Origin of the sequence: Mesorhizobium sp. M0208, from assembly GCF_040322015.1 — a bacterium.
Classification (GTDB): domain Bacteria; phylum Pseudomonadota; class Alphaproteobacteria; order Rhizobiales; family Rhizobiaceae; genus Mesorhizobium.
Map to the genome: position 1 here is coordinate 41,682 of NZ_JAMYSP010000041.1, position 13,082 is coordinate 54,763.

Sequence of the window (13,082 nt, forward strand, 5' to 3'; positions counted from 1 at the left end):
TAGCCATGAGCCTTATCCCTACGATCGGTCTGCCGAAAGGCCGCGCCGGCCAGTTCATTGTCGATGGCGTCGCCGACGGCTACGAAGCCTTTGCCCTGGTGCAGGCTGCGCACGAGATCGCCCCCGACAAGCCGGTGCTGTTCGTGGCCCGCGACGGCCAGCGCCTGCCGGCGATCGTCGAGGCGCTTGCCTTTGCCGCGCCGGGCCTCCCGGTGCTGGAACTGCCGGCCTGGGATTGCCTGCCTTATGACCGTGTCTCGCCCGGCGCCGATGCCGCCGCAAGGCGGCTCGATGCACTGGCTGCAATGATTGCGCTGGCGAAGAAGCCCCACCGCGCCGTCGTCCTCACCACCGCGAATGCGCTGTTGCAACGCATTCCGCCGGCTGAACTCGTCGAGGCGCAGATCTTCCACGCCAAACCGGGCAACCAGATAGACATGAACGTGCTGGTGTCGCGGCTGGAGAATTCCGGCTTCGAGCGAGTGCCGACGGTGCGCGGTATCGGCGAATTCGCGGTGCGCGGCGGCATTCTCGATCTGCTCGCGCCCGGCTGGACTGAGGCGCTGCGCCTCGATTTCTTCGGCGATACGCTGGAATCGATCCGCGTCTTCGATACCGCAACACAGCGCACCACCGGCCAGCGCAAGTCGATGGCGCTACAGGCGATGAGCGAGGTGGCGCTGACGCCAGAGACGATCAGCCGCTTCCGCCGCGCCTACATCGAAGCCTTTGGCGCGCCCTCGCGCGAAGATGGACTCTATGCGGCGGTCAGCGAGGGCAGGCGGTTTGCCGGCATGGAGCACTGGCTGCCGTTCTTCTATGAGCGGTTGGAAACCGTGTTCGATTATTTGCCGGATGCGCCGGTGGTGTTTGATCATCTGGCGCATGAGGCACTGGCCGAGCGCCATGCGCTGATCCTCGATCATTATGAGGCGCGCAAAAAACAGGCCGACGGCGCCTTGAAGGATGCCGTGCCCTACAAGCCGGTGTCGCCGGATTTGCTTTATCTGTCGCCCGAAAACCTGATTGCCTCGCTTGGCCCACGCGAAGCGATAGACTTCACGTCCTTCGATGCGCCCGATGCCGGTGCGAAAAAGGTTTTCCATGCTGGCTCGCGCCATGGTCGCAGCTTCGTCGAGGAGCGCGCCGACCCTAACGCCAACGTCTTCGACGTCGTCGTAAAACACATTTCCGACGAGCGCGCTGTAGGCCGCCGTGTCCTCGTCGCCGGCTGGACTGAAGGTTCGCTCGACCGGCTCGGCCAAATCCTGGCCGAGCATCATCTTGGCAATCTGAAACCGGTGGCGACGCTTGCCGAAGCCGAAAAGCTTGAGCCTGGGCAAGCGGGACTGGCCGTGCTGCCGCTCGAATCCGGCTTCGAGACGGAGAAACTGGTCGTCATCGCCGAGCAGGACATTCTCGGCGACCGACTGATCCGGCGTTCGAAGCGCAAGAAGCGCGCGTCCGACTTCATCGCCGAGGCTTCGGCATTGTCCTCAGGCGATATCGTCGTCCATGCCGACCATGGCATTGGCCGCTTCATCGGGCTGCGCACCATCGAGGCGCTCGGTGCGCCGCACGATTGCCTCGAAATCCACTATGCCGGCGACGATCGGCTGTTCTTGCCGGTGGAAAACATCGAGTTGCTGTCGCGCTATGGCTCGGATTCGGCCGAGGCGACACTCGACAAGCTTGGCGGCGGCGCCTGGCAGTCGCGCAAGGCACGGCTGAAGAAACGCCTGCTCGACATGGCCGGGCAGTTGATCCGCATCGCCGCCGAGCGACAAATGCGGGCCGCACCGGCGCTGCTGCCGGCGGAAGGCCTCTATGGCGAGTTTGCAGCGCGTTTCCCCTATGAGGAAACCGACGACCAGCAAACGGCGATCGATTCGGTCAGGGATGATCTGGGCGCTGGAAAGCCGATGGACCGGCTGATCTGCGGCGATGTCGGCTTCGGCAAGACCGAAGTCGCGCTTCGTGCTGCCTTCATCGCGGCGATGGAAGGCTTTCAGGTCGCGGTGGTGGTGCCGACGACATTGTTGTCGCGCCAGCATTTCAAGACCTTCTCGCAGCGCTTCTCCGGCCTGCCGATCCGCGTCGCCCAGGCCTCGCGGCTGGTCGGCGCCAAGGAACTGGCCGAGACCAAGAAGGGCGTCGCCGAAGGCCAAGTCGACATTGTCATCGGCACGCACGCACTGCTCGGCTCCTCGATCTCGTTCAAGAATCTCGGCCTGCTGATCATCGACGAGGAGCAGCATTTCGGCGTCAAGCACAAGGAGCGGCTGAAGGATCTCAAGACCGACGTCCACGTTCTGACGCTATCGGCGACGCCGATCCCGCGAACGCTGCAGCTTGCCTTGACCGGGGTGCGTGAGTTGTCGCTGATCGCCACGCCGCCGGTCGATCGCATGGCCGTGCGCACCTTCATCTCCCCTTTCGATCCGCTGGTCATCCGCGAGACGCTGCTGCGCGAGCGCTACCGTGGCGGCCATTCTTTCTATGTCGTACCGCGCATCAGCGATCTCGCGGAAATCCATGATTTCCTGCGCGAATCCGTGCCTGAGCTGAAAGTGGCCGTGGCCCATGGTCAGATGCCGCCCGGCGAACTCGACGACATCATGAACGCCTTCTATGACGGCCAGTACGATGTGCTTTTGTCGACCACAATCGTCGAATCCGGCCTCGATATTCCGACTGCCAATACGCTGATCGTACACCGCGCCGATATGTTCGGCCTGTCTCAGCTCTATCAGCTGCGCGGGCGCGTCGGCCGCTCTAAGGTGCGCGCCTACGCGCTGTTCACGCTGCCCGCCAACCGCAAGCTCACCGATACAGCCGAGCGCCGGCTGAAAGTGCTGCAGTCGCTCGATACGCTAGGCGCCGGTTTCCAGCTGGCCAGCCACGACCTCGACATTCGCGGCGCCGGCAATCTGCTTGGCGAAGAGCAGTCGGGCCACATCAAGGAGGTCGGCTTCGAGCTCTACCAGCAGATGCTGGAGGAGGCAGTGGCCGAAGTGAAGGATTCCGGCGAGGTGCAGGACGGCGGCTGGTCGCCGCAGATCGCCGTCGGCACAGCGGTGATGATCCCGGAAAGCTATGTCCCGGATCTGCAGCTCAGGTTGGCGCTCTATCGCCGCCTTGGCGATCTCGAAAACACTGAAGAGATCGACGCTTTTGGCGCCGAGCTTATCGACCGTTTCGGGCCGCTGCCGGAAGAGGTGAAGCATTTATTGAAGATCGTCTTCATCAAGGCACTTTGCCGCAAGGCCAATGTCGAAAAACTCGATGCCGGACCGAAAGGCGTCGTCATCCATTTCCGCAAGCGCGAATTCCCCAATCCGGTCGGGCTGGTCAAGCTCATCGGCGAACAGGGTTCGCTGGCCAAGATCCGGCCGGACCAGAGCGTCGTCTTCAGCCGCGACTGGCCGACGCCCGAAAAGCGGCTGGCAGGCTCAGCGGTTGTCATGACGCAGCTGGCACGGCTGGTGGAGAAGGCGGCGGCGTAGCAGGGTATCGCTGGTGCTCTGGACCATGACGGCGCTGGTACTTTCGCCCTGCCGTGCCATTCGCCAGCGCTGAGATTCCGGTCTAGAATAGGAAATCGGCTTCGTGTATGCAGCCGCGACCCCATATGGGGCGGATTGGCGGGCGATGGCGTCCGCGTGAAAAGAGCGTTAGGTGCTTCGATGACGAAATGGTCGCCGAATTCGTGGAGAGCTAAGCCGATCCAGCAGGTTCCTGCCTATCCGGACCTTGCCGCGCTGAGGAACACGGAAGCCCAGCTCGCCACCTTTCCGCCGCTGGTTTTTGCAGGTGAGGCACGCAAGCTGAAGAAGCAGCTTGCAGCCGTCGCTGCCGGTGACGCATTCCTTCTGCAAGGTGGCGATTGCGCCGAGAGCTTCGCCGAACATGGCGCGGACAATATCCGCGACTTCTTCCGCGTCTTCCTGCAGATGTCGGTGGTGCTGACCTTCGCTGGCGCTCAACCGGTGGTGAAGGTCGGCCGTGTCGCCGGCCAGTTCGCCAAGCCGCGCTCGTCCGACAATGAGACCAAGGGCGGTGTGACGCTGCCCAGCTATCGCGGCGACATCATCAACGGCATCGAGTTCGATGCCAAGTCGCGCATTCCCGATCCTGCAAGACAGGAGATGGCGTACCGCCAGTCGGCGGCGACGCTCAACCTTTTGCGCGCCTTCGCCCAGGGCGGCTACGCCAGCCTGGAGAACGTGCATCAATGGATGCTCGGGTTCGTCTCCGACAGCCCGCAGGGCGAGAAATACGAGTCGCTCGCCAACCGCATCACCGAGACGATGGACTTCATGAAGGCCGTCGGCATCACCTCGGAGACCAATTATGCGCTGCGCGAGACCGATTTCTATACCAGCCATGAGGCGCTGCTGCTCGGTTATGAAGAGGCGCTGACCCGCGTCGATTCGACCTCGGGCGACTGGTACGCCACCTCTGGCCACATGATCTGGATCGGCGATCGCACGCGCCAACCCGACCATGCGCATGTCGAATATTGCCGCGGCATCAAGAACCCGCTGGGGCTGAAATGCGGGCCGTCGCTGACGCCGGACGGCCTGTTGCAACTCATCGATCTGCTCAATCCGGAGAACGAGCCCGGCCGGCTGACGCTGATCGCTCGTTTCGGCTCCGATAAGGTTGCCGACCATCTGCCGAGGCTGGTGCGAGCGGTACAGAAGGAAGGCCGCAGTGTGGTGTGGTCTTCCGATCCGATGCATGGCAATACGATCGAGGCCGCCGGCTACAAGACACGGCCGTTTGACCGCATCCTGAAGGAGGTGCAGACGTTCTTCGAGGTGCACCGCGCCGAAGGCACGCATCCCGGCGGCATACACATCGAGATGACAGGCAAGAACGTCACCGAATGCACCGGTGGTGCCCGCGCCATCACCGCCGAAGAATTGCAGGATCGCTACCACACCCATTGCGATCCGCGGCTCAACGCCGACCAGGCGATCGAATTGGCGTTCCTGGTGTCCGATCTGCTCAAGAAGAGCCATCCGGTCCAGCACAAGCAGGCCGTCAACGGCTGATTAGAACGTATTCGATCATCGAGGTGGTCAGCGAAACGCGTCCGGCGGGTGTCGCATTTGCTCGTGCCTAACGCACGCAAAACTGGAATCCTGCGAAGCGACGGCAATTGCATCGGGAGGCCGATATGGCTGACAGTCACACCGGATCATGCTTGTGCGGGGCAGTGCGGTTCCAGACACGAGGACCGCTGCGCGGTGTTATCTACTGCCATTGCTCGCAGTGCCGGAAGCAGAGCGGGCATTTTTATGCGGCGACCAATGTTGCCGACCGCGACATCACGATCACGGGCGCGGACAGCATCACCTGGTACGAGGCATCTTCGTTTGCCAGACGGGGTTTCTGCAAGACATGCGGCTCGCTGCTGTTCTGGAAGCCGACGGATGATGGCTATGTTTCAGTCCTGGCCGGGCTGTTCGACGCGCCAACCGGACTTCAAGGGGAATGTCACATCTTCGTCGGCGACAAGGGCGACTATTACGCGGTCGACGACGGGCTGCCGCAGTTCGAGAAGTCAACGCCGTCGATCAAGGTGGCAGGCGACTGATTTTTGAAGAGGTCGCCTTATTCCCTTGGTCCAGCCATTGCGCTAATCCCCTGCCGGTGATTCCGAAGGGTTTTGGCATGCAGCGGCTGATCGACGCTTTTTACAACTCGGTGCGGGCGTTTCGCAAACTGGCCGCCAGCGAGGAGGCCTTCCAGCTGGAGCTGACGCTGCTTGTGCTTGCCTTGCCGCTCGGCTGGTTCCTTTCGGAATCGTGGCGCGGCTATGCGCTGCTGATCGGCGCGGTGCTGCTCATGATCATGATCGAGGTGCTGAACACCGGCATCGAGGCGGCCTGCGACGCGTTCAGCCGTGAATTCAACGTCGATATCCAACTGGCCAAGGATTGCGGTTCGCTGGCGGTGCTTATTTCGGTGGTAATCGCTGCAGGCGTCTGGGGCGTCGCCATCGTCGAGCGGATCCTCGGGGTGCCGATCTGACGTTTCAGACACTACATGCCGTCACTGCATTTCTCGTTTTGACCATGATCTTTTCCGAAAAACCGGTACCACTTTTCGGGATCATGGTCTGAGGGAACCGACATGACCAATACCGCCGGATTTCTGCTGCTTGAACGTGAGGGCCTGCCGGACGATCTGCGCTGGCTGGCCGAAAAATATCCGCGCAAGATCTGGCAGGCGCATGCCAACATTCACGGCGTGGCCAATATGTGGCTGCAGCGGCACGATATGTTCCGCGAGCTTGGCGACATGCTCACCAGTGGTATCGGCGATTATCGAGAAGGTAGGCTGAACGCGCCGGAATTCGCGCGCTGGTTCGCGCCGCGCCTCAACCATTTCCTCGGCAATCTCGACGGCCATCACAATGTCGAGGACCATCATTATTTCCCGGTCTTCGCCAGGGCCGAGACCCGTCTGAAGCGCGGCTTCGAGATTCTCGATGCCGATCACCACACAATCCATGAGGGACTGGAGCGCAATGCCGAGGCGGCAAATGCCTTCATCCGCACGCTTCAGGAGAGCGAGGTCAAGCAGCGCTTCGCCGCCGATGCCTATGCCGACGAGAACAGCCGGCTGATCGCCATGCTGACCAGGCATCTTGCCGACGAGGAAGACCTGATCATCCCGCTGATCCTGGAAAAGGGTGACCGTGCGCTCGGCATAGATTGACGATCAGCTTCCCTTGCGAAGCTCCTTCTTGGCGAAGAAGTGCGACGCCACCCAGCCGAGGATAGCCACAACCAGGCCGATTGCCAGAGCGATCAGCAGCCGCTCGTGACGGGCCAGTGCCTGGCCGACGATGCGCTCGGCACCCAGCCCGAACACATAACCGACCGTGCAGAACAGCGCCGCCCAGACCACCGATGAGATGGCGTTGAGGATGGCGAAACGCGACGCGGCAATGCCGGACAGCCCCGCCGCGATACCACCGACCAGGCGCAGGCCATAGATGTAGCGGTTCGACAGCACGAAGATGTTGGGATGAGAGGTGACGAGACGATAGGCGTGGCTGAAGCCCGGCCGGGCACGGAGCCTGATCACGAATTTATGGTCAGCGAAGCTCCGCCCCAAGATGAAGAAGAACGTGTCGCCACCGAAAGCGCCGAGCGCTGCCGCGAGGAAAGCCTGCCACAGGACGAAAACATGCTGATACGCGAAGAAACCGCCAAGGATGGCGGCGCTTTCGCCCTCGGCCACGCAGCCCAGGAAAACCGCGACCAACCCATATTGCTCAATGAGACGATGGATGGCTTCCGTCATGAAGACGTTCGCTGCTTCGACAGAATGCCGTCGATGCGCTTCACCTGCTCGGCCAGCCGGGCGATCTCGTCTCGCATGCCGATGATCTGGCTGTGGCGCAGTTCGTCGAGCTTTTCGTGTAACGCCATGATCTCGATCTCGGCCTTGAGGTTAACCTCATAGTCGTGGGCGGCGTCGATTCGATCGCGCTCGGTCTGGCGGTTCTGCGCCATCATGATCACTGGCGCCTGCAGGGCGGCAACCATGGAAAGCACGAGATTGAGGAAGATGAATGGATAGGGATCGAAGGCGGCGCTCGACAAGAGCCAGACATTGCCTGCCGTCCACAGGATCAGGAAGCCAATGAATGCCAGGATGAAGGACCACGAGCCGCCGATCCGGGCGATGGTGTCGGCCAGGCGATCTCCAAACGTCTGGTGAAAGGCGACGGCCTTGTTGGTGTCCTTGGAGATCGTGGTGCGCTCGAGCGTAGATTGCAGTACCCGGCTTTCGAGCGCGCTGAGGCCGTCCGGCTTTCGCTTCAGCCAGCGGCTTGCCAGGTCCTCGATCGTTTTGTTCATCGTCGCCTCCGTCGTCAGCGATGAGGTAGAAGCTGCCGGTTCATACGGGAAGTGGTAGATTGACGCGATGGGATCAGGAAACAATGGTGGATTTTCAGAAAATTCGCGCCCGTGCAGCAAAACGCAAAGGCGGTGAGGCAGCCCTTACGTCGCTGCTGGGTCCAATGCCTGACAATGCCGCGGTGGCAAAGATTGCGGATGACCGGATCCTGTCGACCATGGCTGAGCGGGTCTTTGCCGCCGGCTTCGTCTGGCGCGTCATCGAGCAGAAATGGCCGGGTTTCGAGGAAGCATTTCTTGGCTTCGAACCGAAGCGGCTGCTATTCCAGCCTGACGATTTCTGGCACGATCTCACGGCCGACAAGCGCATCGTGCGCAATCCGCAGAAGATCAAATCCGTACGCGACAACGCGGCCTTCGTCGAGCGTGTGTCGAAGGAGCACGGCGGCTTCGGCAAGTTCCTGGCCGATTGGCCGGCGGATGACCAGGTCGGGTTGATGACCTATCTGGGCAAGCACGGCAGCCGGCTCGGCGGCAATACCGGCCAGTATTTTCTGCGCTGGCTTGAGTGGGACGCTTTTGTTGTCTCGGCCGATATGGCGGCCGCACTGCGCGATGCCGGACTCGACATCGCGGAGAGCCCGACGTCGAAGAGGGATTTGGGCAGGATCCAAGCGCAGATCAACGCCTGGGCGGCGGAAACCGGGCTGCCGCGCCGACACATTTCCCGTATTCTGGCAATGTCGATCGGCGAGAACCATCCGCCGGAAGCCTTGCGCGAATATATGGGCGAATAGGATCGATTGTTTGGTCCAAACGAACGCCATTGCCCGACGAATTTTGCCGCGCTAAACCCACGGGCATGACGACAGACAGGACCGCTCCAGACATATTGCGCATCGCCGTCGCCCAGCTCAATCCGACGGTCGGCGACGTCGCCGGCAATCTCGCCAAGGCGCGCGAGGCGAGGGCGGATGCCGCCCGCCAAGGCGCCGACCTCGTGCTGTTCACCGAGCTTTTCCTTGCCGGCTATCCGCCTGAGGATCTGGTGCTGAAGCCGGCATTCCTGACGGCGTGCGAGCGGGCGGCGGAGGATTTCGCCGGCGATACCGCCGACGGCGGCCCGGGCTTCATCATCGGCACGCCGTTGAAGCGCAAGACCGGCACGCACAATTCGATCATCTTTGCTGATGGCGGCAAAATCCTTGCCGAACGCTACAAGCTCGATCTGCCGAATTATGGTGAGTTCGACGAGAAGCGCGTCTTCCAGGCCGGCCCCGAGATCCAGGGGCCGGTCAATTTCCGCGGCGTGCGCGTGGGAGTGCCTATCTGCGAAGACATCTGGGGCGAAGTTGCCGTCTGCGAGACGCTGGCCGAAAGCGGCGCCGAAATCCTGCTGGTGCCGAACGGCTCGCCCTACTATCGCGGCAAGGTCGATGTCCGCCACCAGATCGTCATCCGCCAGGTCATCGAATGCGGACTGCCGATCATCTATGCCAACCAGCTTGGCGGCCAGGACGAACTGGTCTTCGACGGCGCATCGTTTGCCATCGGTTCTGACAAGACGCTGGCCTTCCAGATGAGCCAGTTCGAGGAGACGGTCAACGTCACCACCTGGAAGCGAAAGAATGACATCTGGGTCTGCTCTGACGGACCGATGTCGAAAATCCCTGAAAAGGAGGAGGCCGACTATCGCGCCTGCATGTTGGGCTTGCGCGACTACGTCAACAAGAACGGCTTCAAGAATGTCGTGCTTGGCCTTTCCGGCGGCATCGATTCGGCGATCTGCGCGGCACTTGCCGTCGATGCGCTGGGCGAGGAGCGGCTGCGCGCCGTGATGATGCCTTACCGCTACACTTCGAAGGACTCGCTCAAGGACGCCGAGGACTGCGCCCGCGCGCTCGGCTGCCGCTACGATATCGTGCCGATCTTCGAGCCGGTCGAGGGCTTCCTGCACACACTGACGCAGCTTTTCGAGGGCACCAAGGAAGGCATCACCGAGGAAAACCTGCAGAGCCGTGCCCGCGGCACCATCCTGATGGCGATTTCCAACAAGTTCGGCTCGATGGTGGTCACTACCGGCAACAAGAGCGAGATGTCGGTAGGCTATGCCACGCTTTATGGCGACATGAATGGCGGCTTCAATCCGATCAAGGATCTCTACAAGATGCAGGTCTATGCGCTGGCGCGCTGGCGCAACGCGCATGTGCCGCCGGGTGCGCTCGGTCCGTCCGGCGAGGTGATCCCGAATAATATCATCGACAAGGCGCCCTCGGCGGAACTGCGAGAGAACCAGACCGACCAGGATTCGCTGCCGCCCTATCCGGTGCTCGATGACATATTGGAGTGCCTGGTCGAGAACGAGATGGGCGTCGACGAGATCGTTGCGCGCGGCCATGACCGGGCGACCGTGACGCGCGTCGAGCACCTGCTTTACGTCGCCGAATACAAGCGCCGGCAGGCGGCGCCCGGCGTGAAGATCACCAGGAAAAATTTTGGCCGCGACCGCCGCTATCCCATTACCAACCGGTTCAGGGATGGCGGGTAGGCGATTGGCTTGCATAACGGTTTAGCCATGGCCAACTTTGAGATCAGCTTTGACCTGTCGCAGATCGACTTCCGGGCGACGTCCGACATTTTGAAGCAGAGCTATTGGGGCAGCGGCCGCAGCGATGAACTGCACCGCCGCGCCTTTGCCAATTCACTGTGCGTCGGCGCCTATGTCGGCGGCAATCAGGTCGGCTTTGGTCGGGCGATCACCGACCGTACGGTATTTGCCTATCTCGCCGACATCATTGTCTGGCCCGGGTATCGCGGGCAAGGCATCGGAACCCGGCTTGTCCAGGCGCTTATCGATCATCCGGATTGCAAGACTGTCACGCATTGGAGCCTGTCGACCAACGACGCCCATGCGGTTTACGAGAAGCTCGGCTTCAGACCTTCCACCGACGGCCGCTATATGCGCCTCGACCGTATCACGGCAACCTGAAACAGGGGCAGCGCACAACCCGCGATTGTTGCAAAATCGTCTCACTGCTTGGACCAGATGCGCTTTGGACTATCTACTGACTTGGCGCGGCGTTGAGGCGTCTCTATAAACGCCTTTCCGCGATCCCCTTGGGGAGGACCGAAATGCCAGGATTTGACATCGTTATGCGAGGCCGCGAAGCCTAGGTCTCAATCGGCAAGCCAGAAGGTTCTTACCTTTGCGGCGAAGCCGAGCTGAGAACAGGCGTTCGTCGATGCCGGTCGCCGCCCGTATTCGGGCGAGCCGCCAATTCCTTGGGTGTTAATTCGCCCGACGCGGTTTTTTCAATTTTCGACCTTTTCCGGGATCGGGCTCGTTTGCGCCCGAATGACATCATGGCTCGTTTTCGAATAGATTTGCGCGCGGGCGCCTTTCGCAGCGTTCTTGGCTTCACGCTCAGCCATTGGCGGCGTCAGCCGTGGCGGCTTGCCGGCATTATGGGCACGTTCCTGCTGTCGACCTTGGCCGACGTGCTGACGCCGCTCTATTCCGGCCGGCTGGTGGATGCCGTCGCTAGCAGTGCTGCGGCCGACGATGTTGCGTGGAACGCGGCGATGGCGGCCTTTTCGATGCTGGTTGCCCTGGCGCTCACCGGTGTCGTGCTACGCAATCTCGCCTTCATGGCCATTGTCGAGCTGACGTTGAAGATGATGGCGGATATCGCCGCTGACGCCTTCCACCGCGTACAGCGCTTCTCCACCGACTGGCACGCCAACAGCTTCGCCGGATCGACGGTGCGCAAGATAACGCGCGGCATGTGGGCGCTCGACCTGCTCAACGACACGATCCTGATCGCGCTGCTGCCGTCGGTCGTCATGCTCGTCGGCTCGACGCTGCTGCTTGGCTGGTTCTGGCCGCTGATGGGTGCTGTCGTCGCCATCGGTTCGGTTCTGTTCATCGCGGTGACGACGATGCTGTCGCTTGGCTATGTCGCGCCCGCGGCAAGGCTTGCAAATGCGTGGGATACACGGCTTGGCGGCTCGCTGGCCGATGCGGTGAGCTGCAACGCCGTGGTCAAGGGTTTTGGCGCCGAGGAACGCGAGGAGACGCGGCTTGCCGAGGTCGTCGCCAAATGGCGCGGTCGCACGCGCCGCACCTGGATGCGCGGCACCGTCAACGGCACCACGCAAGGGACGATGCTGCTGCTTTTGAGGGCAGCGGTCATCGGCTTCTCCCTGCTTTTGTGGTCGTGGGGGCAGGCGAGCGCCGGCGATGTCGCCTTCGTGCTGACCTCATTCTTCGTGCTGCAAGGCTATCTGCGCGACATCGGCACGCATATCCGCAATCTGCAGCGCTCGATCAACGACATGGAGGAACTGGTCGACTTCCAGTCCGAACCACTCGGCATCGAGGATCGGCCCGGAGCCAAACCGATCCGGATCACCGATGGCCGTATCACCTTCGACAAGGTAACGTTCCATTATGGCAGCCACCGCCTGCCGCTCTATCGCGACTTTTCAGTGGATATCGCGCCGGGCGAACGGGTTGGGTTGGTTGGCCATTCGGGCTCCGGCAAGACGACATTCGTCAAGCTGATCCAGCGCCTCTACGACGTGACTGCGGGCAATATCCTGATCGACGGCCAGGATATTGCCAAGGTGGCGCAGGCGTCGCTGCGCGCACAGATCGCAATCGTCCAGCAGGAGCCGATCCTGTTTCACCGGTCGCTGGCCGAAAACATCGCCTATGCCCGGCCGGCCGCCACGCAGGCCGAGATCGAGCACGCGGCGCGGTTGGCCAGCGCGCATGACTTCATCGCCAATTTGCCGAAAGGCTATGGCACGCTGGTCGGCGAGCGCGGCGTAAAGCTGTCGGGCGGCGAGCGTCAGCGTGTTGCAATCGCACGCGCCTTCCTTGCCGATGCGCGCATTCTCATCCTGGATGAGGCAACGTCGAGCCTCGATTCGGAATCGGAGGTGCTGATCCAGCAGGCGATGGAGCGCTTGATGGTCGGCCGCACGACGCTGGTGATTGCCCACCGGCTGTCGACGGTGCGGGCGCTGGACAGGCTTTTGGTGTTCGATCGCGGCCGCATCGTCGAAGAGGGCTCGCATGACCAGCTGATCCGGCTGCAAGGCGGCATCTACCGCCGGCTGTTCGAACGCCAGGCGCTTGAACTGACCAAAGGCCTGGTGATCTGACGGTTGCGGCGCCGCACGTCTTGATAGACG

At 61.9% G+C, this 13,082-nt stretch carries 11 protein-coding genes; 9 read left to right on the plus strand and 2 right to left on the minus strand.

Going from position 1 to position 13,082, the window contains the following annotated elements; genetic code table 11:
- Positions 1 to 5: 5 nt before the first annotated feature.
- From mfd to NKJ17_RS28530, 5 genes are all read left to right on the plus strand, one after another.
- The gene (gene mfd / locus NKJ17_RS28510) at positions 6 to 3,506 is read left to right on the plus strand and encodes a transcription-repair coupling factor (protein ID WP_352508815.1); all 3,501 of its coding nucleotides are present in this window, start codon (positions 6 to 8) and stop codon (positions 3,504 to 3,506) included.
- A gap of 180 nt (positions 3,507 to 3,686) precedes the next feature.
- A complete protein-coding gene (locus NKJ17_RS28515; RefSeq protein ID WP_352508814.1) occupies positions 3,687 to 5,060 on the plus strand; it encodes a class II 3-deoxy-7-phosphoheptulonate synthase in 1,374 nt (457 codons plus the stop codon).
- Between the two features lie 125 nt (positions 5,061 to 5,185).
- A complete protein-coding gene (locus NKJ17_RS28520; protein ID WP_352508813.1) occupies positions 5,186 to 5,605 on the plus strand; it encodes a GFA family protein in 420 nt (139 codons plus the stop codon).
- A 77-nt stretch (positions 5,606 to 5,682) separates the two neighbouring features.
- The gene (locus tag NKJ17_RS28525; protein WP_352508812.1) at positions 5,683 to 6,042 is read left to right on the plus strand and encodes a diacylglycerol kinase; all 360 of its coding nucleotides are present in this window, start codon (positions 5,683 to 5,685) and stop codon (positions 6,040 to 6,042) included.
- A gap of 102 nt (positions 6,043 to 6,144) precedes the next feature.
- Positions 6,145 to 6,732, plus strand: coding sequence for a hemerythrin domain-containing protein (locus NKJ17_RS28530; RefSeq protein WP_352508811.1), 588 nt, complete (start codon positions 6,145 to 6,147; stop codon positions 6,730 to 6,732).
- Between the two features lie 3 nt (positions 6,733 to 6,735).
- Here the strand turns inward: NKJ17_RS28530 and NKJ17_RS28535 are convergent, their stop codons facing one another.
- Together NKJ17_RS28535 and NKJ17_RS28540 are read right to left on the minus strand one after the other, a co-directional pair.
- Positions 6,736 to 7,323: a DedA family protein gene (locus NKJ17_RS28535; protein ID WP_352691104.1), complete on the minus strand. Its 588-nt coding sequence runs from the start codon at positions 7,321 to 7,323 to the stop codon at positions 6,736 to 6,738.
- A complete protein-coding gene (locus NKJ17_RS28540) occupies positions 7,320 to 7,883 on the minus strand; it encodes a DUF1003 domain-containing protein (RefSeq protein ID WP_352479010.1) in 564 nt (187 codons plus the stop codon). Before NKJ17_RS28540 ends, NKJ17_RS28535 begins: the two co-directional genes overlap by 4 nt.
- An 83-nt stretch (positions 7,884 to 7,966) precedes the next feature.
- Between NKJ17_RS28540 and NKJ17_RS28545 the strand changes: the two genes are divergently transcribed.
- The 4 genes from NKJ17_RS28545 (at position 7,967) to NKJ17_RS28560 (ending at position 13,052) form a co-directional block, all read left to right on the plus strand.
- The gene (locus NKJ17_RS28545; RefSeq protein ID WP_352507839.1) at positions 7,967 to 8,680 is read left to right on the plus strand and encodes a DNA-3-methyladenine glycosylase I; all 714 of its coding nucleotides are present in this window, start codon (positions 7,967 to 7,969) and stop codon (positions 8,678 to 8,680) included.
- Between the two features lie 65 nt (positions 8,681 to 8,745).
- Positions 8,746 to 10,431 (plus strand): NAD+ synthase, encoded by a 1,686-nt coding sequence (locus tag NKJ17_RS28550; protein ID WP_352691107.1) that lies wholly within the window; start codon positions 8,746 to 8,748, stop codon positions 10,429 to 10,431.
- Between the two features lie 27 nt (positions 10,432 to 10,458).
- Positions 10,459 to 10,872, plus strand: a complete 414-nt coding sequence (locus tag NKJ17_RS28555; protein WP_352691113.1) for a GNAT family N-acetyltransferase — start codon at positions 10,459 to 10,461, stop codon at positions 10,870 to 10,872.
- Between the two features lie 374 nt (positions 10,873 to 11,246).
- Positions 11,247 to 13,052, plus strand: a complete 1,806-nt coding sequence (locus NKJ17_RS28560; protein ID WP_352691109.1) for an ABC transporter ATP-binding protein — start codon at positions 11,247 to 11,249, stop codon at positions 13,050 to 13,052.
- Positions 13,053 to 13,082: the final 30 nt, after the last annotated feature.

Excerpts from the sequence above, each read along its gene's own strand:
- NKJ17_RS28515 (WP_352508814.1), top strand. The coding sequence starts at position 3,687 with ATGACGAAATGGTCGCCGAATTCGTGGAGAGCTAAGCCGATCCAGCAG.
- NKJ17_RS28560 (WP_352691109.1), top strand. The coding sequence starts at position 11,247 with ATGGCTCGTTTTCGAATAGATTTGCGCGCGGGCGCCTTTCGCAGCGTT.
- NKJ17_RS28525 (WP_352508812.1), top strand. The coding sequence starts at position 5,683 with ATGCAGCGGCTGATCGACGCTTTTTACAACTCGGTGCGGGCGTTTCGC.
- NKJ17_RS28520 (WP_352508813.1), top strand. The coding sequence starts at position 5,186 with ATGGCTGACAGTCACACCGGATCATGCTTGTGCGGGGCAGTGCGGTTC.
- NKJ17_RS28535 (WP_352691104.1), bottom strand. The coding sequence starts at position 7,323 with ATGACGGAAGCCATCCATCGTCTCATTGAGCAATATGGGTTGGTCGCG.
- NKJ17_RS28555 (WP_352691113.1), top strand. The coding sequence starts at position 10,459 with ATGGCCAACTTTGAGATCAGCTTTGACCTGTCGCAGATCGACTTCCGG.
- NKJ17_RS28540 (WP_352479010.1), bottom strand. The coding sequence starts at position 7,883 with ATGAACAAAACGATCGAGGACCTGGCAAGCCGCTGGCTGAAGCGAAAG.
- NKJ17_RS28550 (WP_352691107.1), top strand. The coding sequence starts at position 8,746 with ATGACGACAGACAGGACCGCTCCAGACATATTGCGCATCGCCGTCGCC.
- NKJ17_RS28545 (WP_352507839.1), top strand. The coding sequence starts at position 7,967 with ATGGTGGATTTTCAGAAAATTCGCGCCCGTGCAGCAAAACGCAAAGGC.
- NKJ17_RS28530 (WP_352508811.1), top strand. The coding sequence starts at position 6,145 with ATGACCAATACCGCCGGATTTCTGCTGCTTGAACGTGAGGGCCTGCCG.
- mfd (WP_352508815.1), top strand. The coding sequence starts at position 6 with ATGAGCCTTATCCCTACGATCGGTCTGCCGAAAGGCCGCGCCGGCCAG.